Source organism: Burkholderia sp. 9779_493 (assembly GCF_015712215.1).
In the GTDB taxonomy this organism is placed as follows: domain Bacteria; phylum Pseudomonadota; class Gammaproteobacteria; order Burkholderiales; family Burkholderiaceae; genus Burkholderia; species Burkholderia cenocepacia.
The window spans coordinates 20,651-37,129 of record NZ_JACCQA010000007.1 but is presented as its reverse complement, the minus strand read 5'-3'; the positions used below and the strand labels follow the sequence as shown (position 1 = coordinate 37,129).

The 16,479-nt window shown below is 66.6% G+C and carries 15 protein-coding genes; 7 read left to right on the top strand and 8 right to left on the bottom strand.

What is annotated here, in order from left to right; translation table 11 throughout:
* Nucleotides 1–22 precede the first annotated feature (22 nt).
* On the bottom strand, nucleotides 23–1,003 hold the full coding sequence (gene ispH / locus H0X95_RS08920) for a 4-hydroxy-3-methylbut-2-enyl diphosphate reductase (protein ID WP_006488968.1): 981 nt from the start codon (nucleotides 1,001–1,003) through the stop codon (nucleotides 23–25).
* Nucleotides 1,004–1,005: 2 nt separating this feature from the next.
* On the bottom strand, nucleotides 1,006–1,461 hold the full coding sequence (locus tag H0X95_RS08915; RefSeq protein ID WP_006496137.1) for an FKBP-type peptidyl-prolyl cis-trans isomerase: 456 nt from the start codon (nucleotides 1,459–1,461) through the stop codon (nucleotides 1,006–1,008).
* Nucleotides 1,462–1,596: 135 nt separating this feature from the next.
* Here H0X95_RS08915 and radC point away from each other — a divergent pair, with 135 nt between their 5' ends.
* The 4 genes from radC to nadB all read left to right on the top strand — a co-directional run bounded on the left by radC (nucleotide 1,597) and on the right by nadB (nucleotide 4,782).
* Complete coding sequence (gene radC / locus H0X95_RS08910) at nucleotides 1,597–2,370, top strand: RadC family protein (RefSeq protein ID WP_048984577.1); 774 nt, start codon at nucleotides 1,597–1,599, stop codon at nucleotides 2,368–2,370.
* A gap of 237 nt (nucleotides 2,371–2,607) precedes the next feature.
* Entirely contained in the window at nucleotides 2,608–2,841 is a 234-nt protein-coding gene (gene rpmB, locus H0X95_RS08905; RefSeq protein ID WP_004186391.1) for a 50S ribosomal protein L28, read from the top strand.
* Between the two features lie 17 nt (nucleotides 2,842–2,858).
* Nucleotides 2,859–3,026, top strand: a complete 168-nt coding sequence (rpmG, locus tag H0X95_RS08900) for a 50S ribosomal protein L33 (protein ID WP_006478046.1) — start codon at nucleotides 2,859–2,861, stop codon at nucleotides 3,024–3,026.
* Nucleotides 3,027–3,195: 169 nt separating this feature from the next.
* Nucleotides 3,196–4,782: an L-aspartate oxidase gene (gene nadB, locus H0X95_RS08895; RefSeq protein WP_006488962.1), complete on the top strand. Its 1,587-nt coding sequence runs from the start codon at nucleotides 3,196–3,198 to the stop codon at nucleotides 4,780–4,782.
* Between the two features lie 95 nt (nucleotides 4,783–4,877).
* Here the strand turns inward: nadB and nadC are convergent, their stop codons facing one another.
* The 6 genes from nadC to purN all read right to left on the bottom strand — a co-directional run bounded on the left by nadC (nucleotide 4,878) and on the right by purN (nucleotide 11,884).
* Nucleotides 4,878–5,759 (bottom strand): carboxylating nicotinate-nucleotide diphosphorylase, encoded by an 882-nt coding sequence (nadC, locus tag H0X95_RS08890; protein WP_059721395.1) that lies wholly within the window; start codon nucleotides 5,757–5,759, stop codon nucleotides 4,878–4,880.
* On the bottom strand, nucleotides 5,756–6,892 hold the full coding sequence (gene nadA / locus H0X95_RS08885; protein WP_048984591.1) for a quinolinate synthase NadA: 1,137 nt from the start codon (nucleotides 6,890–6,892) through the stop codon (nucleotides 5,756–5,758). The genes nadC and nadA overlap by 4 nt, the downstream gene beginning before the upstream one ends.
* Nucleotides 6,893–7,146: 254 nt before the next feature.
* Entirely contained in the window at nucleotides 7,147–8,343 is a 1,197-nt protein-coding gene (locus H0X95_RS08880; protein ID WP_006491832.1) for a DesA family fatty acid desaturase, read from the bottom strand.
* Between the two features lie 215 nt (nucleotides 8,344–8,558).
* Entirely contained in the window at nucleotides 8,559–9,941 is a 1,383-nt protein-coding gene (locus H0X95_RS08875) for a mechanosensitive ion channel family protein (RefSeq protein WP_006488952.1), read from the bottom strand.
* 18 nt (nucleotides 9,942–9,959) lie between these two features.
* Nucleotides 9,960–11,225 (bottom strand): RsmB/NOP family class I SAM-dependent RNA methyltransferase, encoded by a 1,266-nt coding sequence (locus H0X95_RS08870; protein WP_006488956.1) that lies wholly within the window; start codon nucleotides 11,223–11,225, stop codon nucleotides 9,960–9,962.
* Nucleotides 11,222–11,884: a phosphoribosylglycinamide formyltransferase gene (gene purN / locus H0X95_RS08865; RefSeq protein ID WP_006496140.1), complete on the bottom strand. Its 663-nt coding sequence runs from the start codon at nucleotides 11,882–11,884 to the stop codon at nucleotides 11,222–11,224. The genes H0X95_RS08870 and purN overlap by 4 nt, the downstream gene beginning before the upstream one ends.
* 123 nt (nucleotides 11,885–12,007) lie before the next feature.
* Between purN and H0X95_RS08860 the strand changes: the two genes are divergently transcribed.
* From H0X95_RS08860 to lspA, 3 genes are all read left to right on the top strand, one after another.
* A complete protein-coding gene (locus tag H0X95_RS08860) occupies nucleotides 12,008–13,000 on the top strand; it encodes a bifunctional riboflavin kinase/FAD synthetase (protein ID WP_059721396.1) in 993 nt (330 codons plus the stop codon).
* Between the two features lie 103 nt (nucleotides 13,001–13,103).
* Complete coding sequence (gene ileS, locus H0X95_RS08855; RefSeq protein ID WP_006488953.1) at nucleotides 13,104–15,941, top strand: isoleucine--tRNA ligase; 2,838 nt, start codon at nucleotides 13,104–13,106, stop codon at nucleotides 15,939–15,941.
* Nucleotides 15,942–15,943: 2 nt separating this feature from the next.
* Nucleotides 15,944–16,444, top strand: a complete 501-nt coding sequence (lspA, locus tag H0X95_RS08850; RefSeq protein WP_006488949.1) for a signal peptidase II — start codon at nucleotides 15,944–15,946, stop codon at nucleotides 16,442–16,444.
* Nucleotides 16,445–16,479 lie beyond the last annotated feature (35 nt).

Genomic DNA, 16,479 nt, shown 5'->3' with positions numbered 1-16,479 from the left:
TTCCGCGGGTGCGATGCGGCAATCAGGCGGCGGGCGGCAGGTTCAACCCGCGCGGCAGCGGAAACGACACGTTTTCCTCGATGCCGTCGAGTGCGCGGACGTTGCGCACGCCGAGCTCGCGCAGCCGCGCGATCACGGCCTGGGCGAGCACCTCGGGCGCCGACGCACCGGCCGTCACGCCGATGCGGCGCTTGCCGGCGACCCACGCCGGATCGATCTGGTCCGGTGCATCGACCATGTACGCGGCCACGCCGCGCTTCTCGGCCACTTCGCGCAGCCGGCTCGAGTTCGAGCTGTTCGGACTACCGACCACGATCACGACATCGCATTGCGGCGCCATGAACTTCACCGCGTCCTGGCGGTTCTGCGTCGCGTAGCAGATGTCCTGCTTCTTCGGCTCGCGGATCTTCGGATACTTTGCCTTCAGCGCGCCGATGATCTCGGCCGCGTCGTCAACGGACAGCGTCGTCTGCGTGACGAGCGCGATGCGCTCGGGATCGGCGAGCTCGAGCTTCTGCACGTCCTCGACACTTTCGACGAGGTGCATGCCGCGCTCGACCTGGCCCATCGTGCCTTCGACTTCGGGATGGCCCTTGTGGCCGATCATCACGATGTCGACGCCGTCCTGGCGCATCTTCGCCACTTCGACGTGCACCTTCGTGACGAGCGGGCAGGTTGCGTCGTAAATGCGCAGCCCGCGCACGTCGGCCTCGTCGCGCACGGCCTTCGACACGCCGTGCGCACTGAAGATCACGGTGTTGCCGGCCGGCACTTCCTCGAGTTCCTCGACGAAGATCGCGCCCTTCTTTTTCAGATCCTCGACCACGTACTTGTTGTGGACGATTTCGTGACGCACGTAGATCGGCGCACCGTGCATCGCGATGGCGCGCTCGACGATCTCGATCGCGCGATCGACACCCGCGCAGAAACCGCGCGGCTGGGCCAGCAGGATTTCGGCGTCGGCGGCGACGGTCTGCCCGGACAGCGTATCGGTGGTACTCATGATTACAGGATTCCGATGATTTTCACTTCGAACGTGAGCGCCTGGCCCGCGAGCGGATGATTGAAGTCGAACAGCGCCGAGGTTTCGCTGACTTCCTTCAGCACCCCCGCGTAGCGACCGCCATCCGGTGCGTTGAACTCGATGAGTTCGCCCGGCGTGAAATCGTCGCCGACCATCCCGTTCTCGCGCAGCGTCGCCAGCGTCACGCGCTGGAGCATGTCGGGATTGCGGGGGCCGAACCCCTGATCGGGGGCTAGCTGAAAAGTCGAATGGTCGCCGACCCGGAGCCCGAGCAGAATCTGTTCCAGCGACGGCGCCAGCTGCCCCGCGCCCAGCAACAGCGTGGCCGGCTTGTCCGAGAAGGTGTTGACGATGTCGGCGCCGTCGGCCAGTGCCAGCCGGTAATGCAACGTGACGTGGGAACCGGGCTTCACTTCGGATAGATCGATGAGGCTCATGAATTACTCGTTCAGTCGGCGCCCGCTACGGCCGAATGGCCCGGCGCAAAGCCAATATTGTAAGTCACCTGAGCGTGCAAGGCGGAAAGTGCGACGACGTTGCGCACGCCGCCCGCCGCCAATGGAGTTCCGACCATGCTGTCACCCTGCCTCATCGCGCCGCCGGCCGAATGCCGCGACACCGCCGACACGCCGGCCGATCCGCCCGGCCGCGTGATCCCGATCAACCGGCGCAGGCGCCGCCCGGGCGACTGGCGGCCCGAGCGGCCACGCGAGCGATTGCTGGAGCGCGGGCCGGCCGCGCTGACCGACGACGAGCTGATCGCGCTGCTGCTCGGCACCGGCAAGCCCGGTCACGACGTCTTCGTCACCGCCCGCGCACTGGTCGAGCAGTTCGGCACGTTGCGCGGGCTGCTCGAAGCGAGCGCCGACGATTTCGAGGCGTACCCCGGCATCGGCCCCGCACGCTCCGCGCGACTCGTCGCGGTCACCGAGATCGCGCGGCGCATGCTGGTGGAGAAAGCGGAAGAACGGATGCCGATCGACTCGCCCGGCGCGGTCGAGGATTGCTTGCGACTGAAGATCGGCACGCGCCAGTACGAAGTGTTCATCGCGGTCTATCTGGATGCGCGCAACCGTCTGATCGACATGGAGGAAATCGCGCGCGGCTCGCTCACGCGGATGGCCGTCTATCCGCGCGAGATCGTGCGCCGCGCGATGAAACACAACGCCGCGGCGCTGATCGTCGCGCACAATCATCCGTCGGGCGCGGTACAGCCGAGCGCGGAAGACCGCCGCCTGACCCGCGTGCTGAAAGACGCGCTCGAGCTCGTCGACGTGCGGCTGCTCGATCACGTCGTCGTCGGGGTCAGCGATACTTTCTCGTTCGCGCGGGCCGGTTGGCTGTAGACTGTGGCGCGGCGGCCCGTCCCAGGGCGCCGCAACGACGAAGCGAAATTGGGTTTGATTTTTCTGAACTTTTTCTGCTAGAATCGTCGTCTGTCTTTTTTCCAACCAGTTCTAGCCATCGAAGGGCCTTGTCTGTAAGGGCTACGGCGTTCTGAGTGCAGCCATGGATCACGTGGCGGTGCGATGGAACCTTCACCGGCGATCGAACCCCGAATTTAGCGTATTAGGAGTGCTCTCATGGCACGCGTATGCCAAGTAACTGGGAAAGCGCCGATGAGCGGCAACAACGTTTCCCACGCCAACAACAAGACGAAGCGTCGCTTCCTCCCGAACCTGCAGAACCGCCGGTTCTGGGTTGAGAGCGAAAACCGCTGGGTGCGCCTGCGCGTCTCGAACGCCGGCCTGCGCCTGATCGACAAGAACGGCATCGATTCCGTGCTCGCTGACCTGCGCGCACGCGGCGAAGCCTAAGCCCAAGGAGCACAATCATGGCAAAAGGCGCCCGCGACAAGATCAAGCTCGAGTCGACCGCTGGTACGGGTCACTTCTACACGACCACGAAGAACAAGCGCAACATGCCGGAAAAGATGGCGATCAAGAAGTTCGATCCCGTCGTCCGCAAGCACGTTGAATACAAAGAAACCAAGATCAAGTAATCTCCGGTTTCTGCCAGCCTGACGGCGACCGAAAAGCCCCGCACATGCGGGGCTTTTTGTTTTGCGCGGTTTTTGCGCGCACGCGTGAGCCCGACGCGGTATGCTCTCCCCTTTCCGCGGCCGCGGTCGACGGAACGCAAGATCAAAAGCGTAACGATGGAGATGCAGCATGAAATTCGACGTGGCGATCGTCGGCAGCGGCCTGGCAGGGCTGTCGGTCGCACTCAATCTGGCCAGCACGCGACGTGTCGCGCTGATCGCGAAACGTTCGATGATGGAGGGGGCGAGCGATAACGCGCAGGGCGGCATCGCGGCGGTCCTCGACTCGGCGGACAGCATCGAGAACCACGTCGACGACACGCTGGTCGCCGGTGGCGGCCTCTGCGACGAAGGCGCGACGCGCTACATCGTCGAGCACGGCCGCGAAGCCATCGAATGGCTGATCTCGCAAGGCGTGCCGTTCACGAAGGACGACGCGGCCGAACTCGGCTTTCACCTGACGCGCGAAGGCGGCCACAGCCATCGCCGGATCATCCATGCGGCCGATGCGACCGGCCATGCGGTGCTCGCGACGCTGTCGGCGCGCGCGCGCCAGCATCCGAACATCACGTTCTTCGAAAATCATCACGCGATCGACCTGATCACGTCGGATCGGCTCGGCCTGCCCGGCCGCCGCTGCCACGGCCTGTATGCACTCGACGTCGACAACGACCGCACGATCACGATCGAGGCGCCGCACACGGTGCTCGCCACCGGCGGCGCCGGCAAGGTCTACCTGTACACGACGAACCCCGACACCGCGACCGGCGACGGCATCGCGATGGCGTGGCGTGCCGGCTGCCGCGTGTCGAACATGGAATTCATCCAGTTCCACCCGACCTGCCTGTTCCATCCGTACGCAAAATCGTTCCTGATTTCGGAAGCCGTGCGCGGCGAAGGCGGCCTGCTGAAGCTGCCTGACGGCACGCGCTTTATGCCGTCGCACGATCCGCGCGCCGAACTCGCGCCGCGCGACATCGTCGCGCGCGCGATCGACTTCGAGATCAAGAAGCGCGGGATCGACTGCGTGTATCTCGACATCAGCCATCAGCCGGAAGCGTTCCTGCGCGAACATTTCCCGACGATCCATGCGCGCTGCCTCGAATTCGGCATCGACATCGCGAAAGAACCGATCCCGGTCGTGCCGGCCGCGCACTATACGTGCGGCGGGGTCGTCACCGATCTCGCCGGACGCACCGACCTCGCCGGCCTGTACGCGGTCGGCGAAACCTCGTACACGGGGCTGCACGGCGCGAACCGGCTCGCGAGCAACTCGCTGCTCGAATGTCTGGTGATCGGCCGCGCGGCAGCCGAGGCGATCGAGGCGGCCGGCTTCGACGCCGACACGCCGGCCGCGCTGCCCGCGTGGGACGAAAGCCGCGTGTCGGACGCGGACGAGGAAGTCGTCGTGGCCCACAACTGGGACGAACTGCGCCGCCTGATGTGGAACTACGTCGGCATCGTGCGCACCGACAAGCGCCTCGAGCGCGCGAAACATCGCCTGTCGCTGCTGCGCGACGAGATCCACGAGTACTACGCGAACTTCCGCGTGACGCGCGATCTGCTCGAACTGCGCAACCTCGTCGACGTGGCAACGCTGATCGTGAAAAGCGCGCACTCGCGCCGCGAAAGCCGCGGGCTGCACTACAGCCGCGACTGGCCGCATACGCTGCCGAAAGCATTGCCGAGCGTGCTCACGCCGCGCGTGCGCCGCTGAGCGGCGCGCCGCCCTTCCGCGGCCGCGGCAGCACAAGAAAAAAGCCGTTGGCGCTTGCGCGCCAACGGCTTTTTGTCTGATCGGATGATGTTCGGTCAGTCGACGATCCGCATCGAATAATCGGTCGCCCGCACATCCTTCGTCAGCGCGCCGATCGAGATGCGATCGACGCCCGTCTCCGCGAACGTGCGGACCGTCTCGAAATTGACGCCGCCCGAGACTTCGAGCACGGCCTTGCCATCCGCCACGCGCACCGCTTCGCGCATCATGTCGAGCGTGAAGTTGTCGAGCAGCACCGACTGCGCCCCGTGCGCGAGCGCCGTGTCGAGCTGCGCGAGCGTCTCGACTTCGACCTGCACGGGCACGCCCGATTTCAGCGCGAACGCCGCATCGAGCGCCTCGCCGACACCGCCTGCCGCCGCGATGTGGTTCTCCTTGATCAGGATGCCGTCGTACAGCGCGAGACGCTGGTTCTCGCCGCCGCCGACCCGGACCGCGTACTTCTGCGCGAGCCGCAGCCCCGGCAACGTCTTGCGCGTATCGAGGATCTTCGCGCGCGTGCCTTCGACGCGATCGACGTAACGGCGCGTCGCCGTCGCGACGCCCGACAGCAACTGCAGGAAGTTCAGCCCGTTGCGCTCGGCCGTCAGCAGCGCGCGTGCCGGCCCTTCGAGTTCGCAGACGGTCGAATCGGCCGTCATCCGGTCGCCTTCGCGATAGCGCCAGTGCACGACGATCGACGGATCGATCCATGCGATCACGGCCTCGAACCACGGTACGCCGCACAGCACGGCTTCCTCGCGCACGATGATCCGCGCGCGGCGGTGCTCGCCGGCCGGCACGAGCCGCCCGGTCTGGTCGCCGGCACCGACGTCTTCGGCGATCGCATCGGCCACGTTGCGCGCGATCGCTTCGTCGAATGCCGCGCCGTACTGCGCGCGGACGGCTTCGAACAGCGGGGATACGGCGTTGCTCATGCGGCCCCCACGTTCGCGAACAATTGCTGGTCGCGCTGCAGGTCGCCGCTCGCCTGCACGCGCTTCTTGTGCGCAGCCGCGAATTCGAGCATCCGGTCGATCGGCAAACGCGCGCGCTCGCCGATCGCGGGATCGACGAAGATCTCGTTGTGACCGCGTTCGAGCACGTCGGCGAGGTTCGCGAGGCCGTTCATCGCCATCCACGGGCAATGCGCGCAGCTCTTGCAGGTCGCGCTGTTGCCGGCCGTCGGCGCGGCGATGAAGGTCTTGCCGGGCGCGGCAAGCTGCATCTTGTGCAGGATGCCGAGATCGGTCGCGACGATGAAGCGGGTCGCGTCGAACTTGACGGCCGCGTCGATCAGCTGCGTGGTCGAGCCGACGACATCGGCCTGCGCCACGACGTTTTCCGGCGACTCGGGATGGACGAGCACCTTCGCGTCCGGATATTCGGCGCGCAGCAGGTCGAGCTCGATGCCCTTGAACTCGTCGTGGACGAGGCACGAGCCCTGCCACAGCAGCATGTCCGCGCCGGTTTTTTTCTGGATGTAGCTGCCGAGATGGCGGTCCGGCGCCCAGATGATCTTTTCGCCGCGCGCGTGCAGGTCGGCCACGATCTCGAGGCCTATCGACGACGTGACCATCCAGTCCGCGCGCGCCTTCACGGCCGCGCTGGTGTTCGCGTAGACGACGACGGTACGGTCGGGATGCGCATCGCAGAATGCCGAGAATTCGTCGACCGGGCAACCGAGGTCGAGCGAGCAGGTCGCGTCGAGATCGGGCATCAGGATCCGTTTGTTCGGGCTCAGGATCTTCGCGGTTTCGCCCATGAAGCGCACGCCGGCGACGACCAGCGTCTGCGCGTCGTGATCGCGGCCGAAGCGGGCCATTTCGAGCGAATCCGCCACGCAGCCGCCCGTTTCGTCGGCCAGTTCCTGCAGTTCGGCGTCCACGTAGTAGTGGGCGACCAGCACGGCCTTTTCACGGGCGAGCAACGCCTTGATGCGTGCTTTCAGCGCAGCGCGCTCCTCGGCGGACGGCGCATCGGGCACCTTGGCCCATGCCTGCCCCACGCCGCACACGGTCCCGGCTGCGACGGGCCGGTCGTACTCGACGGGTTTGATCGTCGATTGCATCTCCATATCTCCTGTCGATCAGCGTTGGCGCTTGAGCGCTTACCCTGATCCCATGCTACGCGGTCGATCGGCGTTGGCGCGTTCGCGCCTGCCCCGATCCCATCCCTTTCATTCGCCCCGGGACACCACCCGCCACGGCCCCAAGCGTCAGACAAATCCCGGCCCGCCGACGCGCTTCACAAACCGGCGGCCCAAATGAAAAAACCCCGCCAACGCGGGGTTTGTGACGTCCTGAGATTCTAATCGATTTCGAATCAGGCGTAGCGACGCAGGCGCGTCGCGAATTCCTGCAGCGCCTTGATGCCGCTTTGTTCTGCGCGATGGCACCAATCCTGCAATTGCGCGAGAAGCTGTTCGCGCGACGCGGTCGAACGATCCCAGATCGCGGCCAGATCCTGGCGCAGCTGGAAGTACGTATGCAGCTTCTGGCTGTTCGCGAAGATTTCCGGCAACAGCTTCTTCTGCGGCTCGTCGAGACCGTCGGCGTCCTTGTGGAACCACTTGCGGGCACCGCGCATCAACTGGTACTTCTCGCTCGAACCGAGTTCCTTCAGGTGCGCGAGCTCCTGGCGGTACGCACGCTTCACGGCCTTGCCGTAGCTCGCCATCACTTCGTAGCGGTTCGACAGCACGGCCTGCAGCGTTTCCTGGTCGAGCACCGTCTTCGGCTTGTTCAGGCGCGGCGTCGGCGCGACCTTCTTCACCTTCGCGAGACCGAAGGCCGACATGATGCGGATGTACATCCAGCCGATGTCGAACTCGTACCACTTGTTCGACAGCTTCGCCGACGTCGCGAACGTGTGGTGGTTGTTGTGCAGCTCTTCGCCGCCGATCACGATGCCCCACGGGAACAGGTTCGTGCTCGCGTCGGCCGAGTTGAAGTTGCGATAGCCCCAGAAGTGACCGAAGCCGTTGACGACACCGGCCGCCCAGAACGGGATCCACACCATCTGCACGGCCCAGACGGTCAGGCCGAGCACGCCGAACAGCGCGACGTCGATCACCATCATCAGGCTCACGCCGAGGATCGGGTACTTCGAATAGAGGTTGCGTTCGATCCAGTCGTTCGGCGTGCCGTGGCTGAACTTGCGCATCGTCTCTTCGTTCTTCGCTTCCGCGCGATACAGCTCGGCGCCCTCGAGGAACACCTTCCAGATGCCGCGCGTCTGCGGGCTGTGCGGATCTTCCTCGGTCTCGCACTTCGCATGGTGCTTGCGGTGAATCGCGGCCCACTGGCCGGTCAGCATGCCGGTGGTCATCCACAGCCAGAGACGGAAGAAGTGGCTCGCGATCGGATGCAGCTCCAGCGCGCGGTGCGCCTGGCAGCGATGCAGGTAGACCGTCACACCGATGATCGTGACGTGCGTGACGGCGAGCGCGAACAGCGCGACCTGCCACCACGAAAAATGCAGGAGCCCGTGGGAAAGAAAATCGAGCAGGGAATTCAACAAGGCAGTTACCTGTGATGAGAGCGACGCCGCACCGGCGTCAGAAGAATGAAAGCATACCGCGTGTAGACCAGAATTTTACTTCAACCGTTCCAAGTCTTTGTAAAAAATGAATATTTTCTTGCCCTGACGCAATCCGCGCGGTCCACGGCCGGACTGGGAAAGGCCCGCGATCCGGTTCCGACCGCGGAATCGGTACGATTGACCGCCCGCACCCGCTACGCGGCCGGCGCGCGCCCGTCCAGCGCACCGTTGGCGGCGGCCGAATCGTGCCCGGCCGCCACGCCGGCCGCGGCGAAGCCGTCCGGCAACCCGACCACGCGCACTTCGCGCTGCGGAAACGGAATCGAAATCCCGTGCTCGCTGAAGAGCCGCCAGATGTTGCGGTTCACGCTCGAACGCACGCCCGACGTGCCCTTCGCCGAATCCTCGATCCAGAAGCCGAGCTCCAGGTCGATCCCGTCCGCGCCGAAACTCACGAGGTACGGGGTGGGCGCCGGCTCGGCCAGCACGCGCGGCACGTCCTTCGCCGCGTCGGCGAGCAACGCGAGCGCCTGCTCGACGTCGCTCGTGTACGCCACCTGCACCGCCACCTTCGCATAGCCGCGCGTCAGGTACGACGACTGGTTCTGCACGACGTCGGTGATCAGCTTCTCGTTCGGGATCAGCGTCTCGTTGCCGTCGAGGCCGCGCACGACCGTGTAGCGCGTGCGGATCTGGGTGACCACGCCCTGCAGCCCGCCGACGCTGATCGCATCGCCGAGCCGCAGCGAGCGGTCGAGCAGGATGATGAAGCCCGACACGTAGTTGCTGGCGATCTTCTGCAGCCCGAACCCGAGGCCGACGCCGACCGCGCCGCCGAACACGCCGAGCACCGTCACGTCGATGCCGACGAGCGACAGCCCGATCAGGATCGCCGCGAACACGAGCAGCGCGCGGCCGACCCGCGACAGCACGACCTTCAGGTTCGCGTCGAGCGTGCTCGCGCGCGACAGGCGATCCTCGAGCACCGAGCCGAGCCACATCGCGACCATCAGCGTCACGCACACCCACAGCGCGCCGGAAATCACCGACAGCAGCGTGAGGTGCGCGGTCGCGACGCGGAACTGCACGCTGTCGAGCCAGCCGAGCACGTCGCGCTGGATGCCGAGCACGGTCATCACCATCGCGGCCCACACGACGGTCGACACGATCTTCTCGACGATCGACAGCCATGCGTGCGTGTGGCCGTCACGCGCGAACACGCGCCGCGCGAAGAAGAACAGCACGTAGATCAGCCCGATGCCGAACAGCGGCACGAGCGCGAGCGACAGCAGCGACGTCGACATGAACGGGTCGAACGCGAGCTGCGCACCGCCGACGAACACGCTGCCGAACAGCGGAAACAACGCGCGCTTGAGGCTTTGCGCGCCCGCGCCCGGCGCGCGTCCGGCCGCCCGGCGCCGCGCATCGATCCGGCCGTGCACGAAGCGCGCGGCGACCCACGCGAAACACAGCGCACCGACGAGGATCGCCGCCTGCCAGATCATCACCGGCTGGTGGAAATCGCGAATCACCGAGGCCAGCCGGTGCGACAGCAGGCGGCTCTGCAGGTTCTCCATCGTCCGTCCGGGCGGTCGTTACTGCGCCGCGCGGCGCTCGAGCACCGCGGCGAAGAAGCCGTCGGTCGCGTGACGGTGCGGCCACAGCGACAGATAGTCGCCCGTCTCGAGCTCGATGCGCTGGTCGGCCAGCACCTTCTGCGCCGGCACCAGCACGAAGTCCGGATGGTCGGCCAGGAACTGTTCGACGATGCGCTCGTTCTCGGCATCCAGCACGCTGCAGGTCGCGTAGACGAGCCGGCCGCCCTTCTTCACGAGCCGCGCGGCGCTCGCGAGGATCGACGCCTGCTTCGGCGTCAGTTCGTCGATCGCGGTGCGCGTCTGGCGCCATTTGAGGTCCGGATTGCGACGCAGCGTGCCGAGGCCGCTGCACGGCGCATCGACCAGCACGCGGTCGATCTTGCCGGCGAGGCGCTTGATCTTCGCGTCGTGCTCGCTGTCGATCAGCACCGGGTTCACGTTCGACAGCCCGCTGCGTGCGAGGCGCGGCTTCAGCTTCGCGAGACGCTTCTCCGACACGTCGAACGCATAGAGGCGCCCGGTCGAGCGCATCATCGCGCCGAGGGCGAGCGTCTTGCCGCCCGCGCCCGCGCAGAAATCGACGACCATCTCGCCGCGGCGCGGCGCGACCAGCGAGCACAGCAGCTGGCTGCCTTCGTCCTGGACCTCGATCGCGCCCTCCTCGAACAACTTGAGGCGCGTCAGCGCCGGCTTGCCGACCACGCGCACGCCGAACGGCGCGAACGGCGTCGCGCCCGCATCGATGCCGCTCACGCGCAGCGCTTCGATCACCTGGTCGCGGCTTGCCTTCTGCGCGTTGGCACGCAGGTCGAGCGGCGCCGGGTAGTTCAGCGCGGCGGCGAGCTGCGCGAGCTCCTCGGCATCGAAACGCTCCGACAGCGCCTGGTGAATCCAGTCGGGCAGGTTGGTGCGAATGCGCACCGGCAGGCTCGCCGGATCGATCTTCGACACGTGCTCGAGCCACGCGGACTCGGTGTCGGACAGGAACGGCTTCAGCGCATTGCGGCCGACCGTCTGCATCAGGCCGAGCAGCGTGAGGCGTCGCGCAGGCGTGCCGGTGCCGCTCTCGGCCAGGTGCGAAAACTCCATCTTCCGGCGCAGCACCGCGAACACGGCCTCGGCGATCACGCCGCGCTCCGCATGCCCGAGCTTCGGGTGCGCGCGGAAGAACCGGCTCGTCGTCGCGTCGGCGGGGCCGGCGAACTTCAGCACCTCGGCCAGCAAAGTCTCGGTCTGGCCGATCAGGAATCCGTGCAGCTTCATACGCCCTCACTCGTTTCGGTTTGCGGTTGGTCCGCGAAAATCCAGCGCGCCTCTTCGGGCGCCACCACTGCGCGGCCGTTCTCGAGGCGCAACCGCCCGTCGACGAACCAGCGCACCGCACGCGGATACAGCACGTGCTCGACCGCCAGCACGCGCTGCGCGAGCGCGGCCGCGTCGTCGCCGGCGCGCACGGGCACCGCGCCCTGCGCGACGATCGCCCCGCTGTCGAGCTCGGGAATCACGAAATGCACGCTCGCGCCATGCAGCGCGACCCCGGCGTCGAGCGCCTGCTGGTGCGTGTGGATGCCCTTGAAGCTCGGCAGCAGCGACGGATGGATGTTCAGCAGCCGGCCCTCGTATCGTCTGACGAATGCGGGCGTGAGGATGCGCATGAAGCCGGCGAGGACGACGAGATCGGGCGAGAAGCGGTCGATCTCGGCGGCGAGCGCCGCGTCGAAGCTGTCGCGGCCGTCGAACGACCGGTGGTCGACCACCGCCGTCGCCACCCCGTGCGACGCGGCAAAAGCCAGTCCGGCCGCATCGGGCCGGTTGGCGATCACGGCGGCAATCTCGGCCGGCCAACGTTCCTGCGCGCACGCGCGGACGATGGCCTCCATGTTGCTGCCGCGACCGGAAATCAGGATCACGAGTTTTTTCATCCGCGAATTTTACCATTCGCCCCCGCGTTTCCCGCCTTCTCGGCCGCCGGCCCGCCCGAACGTTTATAATCTTCTGCTTTGCGGCATCCCACCGCCCATTCCCCCGACGCTGCATCCGCTATCGTGAAAGTCTTCCGCGGCCTGCCCAACGCCGAGAGCCGCGCCCCGTGCGCGCTGACGATCGGCAACTTCGACGGTGTCCATCGCGGCCACCAGGCCCTGCTCGCGCGCGTGCACGCGGCAGCGGACGCGCGCGGCCTGCCCGTGTGCGTGATGACGTTCGAGCCGCACCCGCGCGAATTCTTCAATCCGGCCGGCGCGCCGCCGCGCATCGCGATGCTGCGCGACAAGCTCGAAGCGCTGCGCGATCACGGTGTCGACCGCGTCGTCGTCGAGCACTTCAACCACACCTTCGCGAGCCAGTCGCCGCAGGCGTTCGTCGAGCGCACGCTGGTGAACGGGCTGCATACGCGCTGGATGATGGTCGGCGACGATTTCTGCTACGGCGCGAAGCGCGCGGGCACCTTCGACACGCTGAAGGCGGCCGGCGAGCAGCACGGCTTCGAGGTCGAGCAGATGGGCACGGTGGCCGGCAGCGACGGCACGCGCATTTCCAGCTCCGGCGTGCGCGCGGCGCTCGCCGCGGGCGATCTCGACGCGGCCGCGCAGGCGCTCGGCCACGGCTACGCGATCAGCGGCCACGTCGCGCACGGGCTGAAGCTCGGCCGCGATCTCGGCTTCCCGACGCTGAACCTGCCGATCGCGCACAAGCGGCCGGCGCTCGCGGGCATCTTCGTCGTGCAGGTGCACGGCCTCGGCCCCGAGCCACTGCCGGGCGTCGCGAGCCTCGGGCTGCGCCCGACCGTCGACGATTCGGGCCGCGTGCTGCTCGAAGTTCACCTGCTCGACTGGCACGGCGATGCGTACGGCAAGCTGATCCGTGTCGAATTCCTGAAGAAGCTGCGCGACGAGGCGAAGTTCGACGATCTCGAGGCGCTGTCGCGCGCGATCGCGCTGGACGTCGCGAATGCGCGCGCGTACTTCATCGAACGCGACCGTGCGCCGGGCAGCCGCGCGACGGGCTTCGCGACGTCGGCTACCGACCGAATTAGCTGATCCGGACGGCGGCGCGCTGGCGCCGCCCCCTCGCGCCGCCCTCTCGCGCGCATCCCCGATTCACGACGCCCGAGCGTCCCCCGATTGAGATAGCGATCCCATCATGAGCAACAAGAAAGCCGATTCGAAACCGCAGGCCAAGTATCCGGTCAACCTGCTCGACACGCCGTTCCCGATGCGTGGCGACCTGCCCAAGCGCGAGCCGCAGTGGGTCAAGGAGTGGGAAGAGCGCGGCATCTACGACAAGATCCGCGCGGCCAGCCAGGGCCGGCCGAAGTTCATCCTGCACGACGGCCCGCCGTATGCGAACGGCGACATCCACCTCGGCCACGCGGTCAACAAGATCCTGAAGGACATCGTCGTCAAGTCGCGCAACATGGCCGGCTTCGACGCGCCGTACGTGCCGGGCTGGGATTGCCACGGGATGCCGATCGAGATCCAGATCGAGAAGCAGTTCGGCAAGTCGCTGCCGGCGGCCGAAGTGATGAGCAAGGCGCGCGCGTACGCGACCGAGCAGATCGAGAAGCAGAAGGTTGGCTTCAAGCGCCTCGGCGTGCTCGGCGACTGGGCGAATCCGTACAAGACGATGAACTTCGTGAACGAGGCGGAAGAAATCCGCGCGCTCGGCAAGATCATCGAGAAGGGCTACGTGTACCGCGGGCTGAAGCCGGTGAACTGGTGCTTCGACTGCGGCTCGGCGCTCGCGGAAGCGGAAGTCGAGTACAAGGACCGTACCGATCCGACGATCGACGTGATGTTCGCGTTCGCGGAACCGGAAAAGACCGCGCAGGCGTTCGGCCTGCCCGCGCTGCCGCGCGCCGACGGCGGCATCGTGATCTGGACCACCACGCCGTGGACGATTCCCGCCAACCAGGCGCTGAACCTCCATCCGGAAATCGTCTACGCGCTGGTCGACACCGAGCGCGGGCTGCTGATCATCGCGGAAGAGCGCGTCGAAGCCTGCATGAGCGACTTCAAGCTGACGGGCCGCATCATCGCGACCACGCCCGGCGTGAAGCTCGCGAACCTGCGCTTCCACCACCCGCTCGCATCGGCCCACCCCGGCTACAAGCGCACCGCGCCCGTCTACCTCGGCGACTACGTGACGACCGACACCGGTACCGGCGTCGTGCACTCGTCGCCCGCGTACGGTATCGAGGACTTCATGTCGTGCAAGGCGCACGGGATGACCGATTCCGACTTCATCAACCCGGTGATGGGCGACGGCCGCTATATCGAATCGCTGCCGCTGTTCGGCGGCCTGTCGATCTGGGATGCGAACCCGAAGATCGTCGACGCGCTGAACGCGGCCGGCTCGCTGCTGCGCAGCGAGAAGTACACGCACAGCTACATGCACTGCTGGCGCCACAAGACGCCGATCATCTACCGCGCGACGTCGCAATGGTTCGCCGGCATGGACGTGACGCCGCGAGACGGCGGCAAGACGCTGCGCGAAACGGCGCTCGAAGGCGTCGACGCGACCGCGTTCTACCCGTCGTGGGGCAAGCAGCGCCTGTTCAGCATGATCGCGAACCGTCCGGACTGGACGCTGTCGCGCCAGCGCCAGTGGGGCGTGCCGATGGCGTTCTTCGTGCACAAGGAAACCGGCGAGCTGCACCCGCGCACGCTCGAGCTGCTCGAGGAAGTCGCGAAGCGCGTCGAGCAGTCGGGTATCGAGGCGTGGCAATCGCTCGACCCGCGCGAGCTGATCGGCGACGACGCGAACCTGTACGAAAAGAACCGCGACACACTCGACGTGTGGTTCGACTCGGGCACGACGCACTGGCACGTGCTGCGCGGCTCGCACAAGGATCAGCTGCAGTTCCCGGCCGACCTGTACCTCGAGGGCTCGGACCAGCATCGCGGCTGGTTCCACTCGTCGCTGCTGACGGCCTCGATGATCGATGGCCGCGCGCCGTACAAGGGCCTGCTCACGCACGGCTTCACGGTGGACGGCGAAGGCCGCAAGATGAGCAAGTCGCTCGGCAACGGCATCGACCCGCATGAAGTCGCGAACCGCCTCGGCGCGGAAATCATCCGCCTGTGGATCGCGTCGACCGACTACTCGGGCGAGCTCGCGATTTCCGAGGAAATCCTGAAGCGCGTGACCGAAGGCTATCGCCGCATCCGCAACACGCTGCGCTTCCTGCTCGCGAACCTGTCGGACTTCGACTTCGCGCAGCACGCGGTGCCGGTCGACGAATGGCTCGAGATCGACCGCTATGCGGTCGCGTTCTCGCAGCAACTGCAGACGGAACTGCTCGGCCACTACGAGAAGTACGAATTCCACCCGGTCGTCGCGAAGCTGCAGACGTACTGCTCGGAAGACCTCGGCGGCTTCTACCTCGACGTGCTGAAGGATCGCCTGTACACGAGCGCCGCCGATTCGCGCGCGCGCCGCTCCGCGCAGACCGCGCTGTACCACCTGACGCACGGCTTGCTGCGCGTGCTCGCGCCGTTCCTGTCGTTCACGGCGGAAGAAGCGTGGAAGGTGTTCCAGCCGGCGAGCGACACGATCTTCACGGAAACCTACTATGCGTATCCGGAAGTCGCCGGCTCGGCCGCGCTGATCGACAAGTGGGCGCTGCTGCGCGACGTGCGCGGCAACGTGACGAAGGCGCTCGAGGAAGCGCGCACCGCGAACCGCATCGGTTCGTCGCTGCAGGCCGAAGTCACCGTCCATGCGAGCGGCGCGCGCTACGACGCGCTGACGAGCCTCGGCGACGACCTGAAGTTCGTGCTGATCACGTCGGCCGCGACGGTCGTCAAGGTCGACGACGAAGCGCAGGAAAGCGTCGACGTGGCCGCGTCGAAGTACCAGAAGTGCGAGCGCTGCTGGCACTACCGCGAAGATGTCGGCGCGCACGCCGAGCATCCGACGCTGTGCGGCCGCTGCTTCTCGAACCTGTTTGAAAACGGCGAAATCCGGAGCGCTGCGTAAATATGGCGAAGACCCTGTCGAAACCGGCCAGCGGCGCGCTCGCGCCCTGGCTCGGCATTTCGCTGATCGTGATCCTGTTCGACCAGCTGTCGAAGATCGCGATCCTGAAAACGTTCGCGTACGGCGCGCAGCATGCGCTGACGTCGTTCTTCAACCTCGTGCTGGTGTACAACCGCGGCGCCGCGTTCGGCTTCCTGTCGACCGCGAGCGGCTGGCAGCGCTGGGCGTTCACCGCGCTCGGCGTCGGCGCGACGCTCGTGATCTGCTTCCTGCTGAAGCGCCACGGCCACCAGCGGCTGTTCAGCGTGTCGCTCGCGCTGATCCTCGGCGGCGCGCTCGGCAACGTGATCGACCGGCTGGTCTACGGTCACGTGATCGACTTCCTCGATTTCCATCTCGGCGCGTGGCACTTCCCGGCGTTCAACCTTGCCGATTCCGCGATCACGATCGGCGCGGTGCTGCTGATCTACGACGAGCTGCGGCGCGTGCGCGGTTCGCGCTGAGCGCGCATACTCCGTGTCGACGGCCGGCTTCGCGC

Excerpts from the sequence above, each read along its gene's own strand:
- ispH (WP_006488968.1), bottom strand. The coding sequence starts at position 1,003 with ATGAGTACCACCGATACGCTGTCCGGGCAGACCGTCGCCGCCGACGCC.
- H0X95_RS08915 (WP_006496137.1), bottom strand. The coding sequence starts at position 1,461 with ATGAGCCTCATCGATCTATCCGAAGTGAAGCCCGGTTCCCACGTCACG.
- radC (WP_048984577.1), top strand. The coding sequence starts at position 1,597 with ATGCTGTCACCCTGCCTCATCGCGCCGCCGGCCGAATGCCGCGACACC.
- rpmB (WP_004186391.1), top strand. The coding sequence starts at position 2,608 with ATGGCACGCGTATGCCAAGTAACTGGGAAAGCGCCGATGAGCGGCAAC.
- rpmG (WP_006478046.1), top strand. The coding sequence starts at position 2,859 with ATGGCAAAAGGCGCCCGCGACAAGATCAAGCTCGAGTCGACCGCTGGT.
- nadB (WP_006488962.1), top strand. The coding sequence starts at position 3,196 with ATGAAATTCGACGTGGCGATCGTCGGCAGCGGCCTGGCAGGGCTGTCG.
- nadC (WP_059721395.1), bottom strand. The coding sequence starts at position 5,759 with ATGAGCAACGCCGTATCCCCGCTGTTCGAAGCCGTCCGCGCGCAGTAC.
- nadA (WP_048984591.1), bottom strand. The coding sequence starts at position 6,892 with ATGCAATCGACGATCAAACCCGTCGAGTACGACCGGCCCGTCGCAGCC.
- H0X95_RS08875 (WP_006488952.1), bottom strand. The coding sequence starts at position 9,941 with ATGGAGAACCTGCAGAGCCGCCTGCTGTCGCACCGGCTGGCCTCGGTG.
- H0X95_RS08870 (WP_006488956.1), bottom strand. The coding sequence starts at position 11,225 with ATGAAGCTGCACGGATTCCTGATCGGCCAGACCGAGACTTTGCTGGCC.
- purN (WP_006496140.1), bottom strand. The coding sequence starts at position 11,884 with ATGAAAAAACTCGTGATCCTGATTTCCGGTCGCGGCAGCAACATGGAG.
- ileS (WP_006488953.1), top strand. The coding sequence starts at position 13,104 with ATGAGCAACAAGAAAGCCGATTCGAAACCGCAGGCCAAGTATCCGGTC.
- lspA (WP_006488949.1), top strand. The coding sequence starts at position 15,944 with ATGGCGAAGACCCTGTCGAAACCGGCCAGCGGCGCGCTCGCGCCCTGG.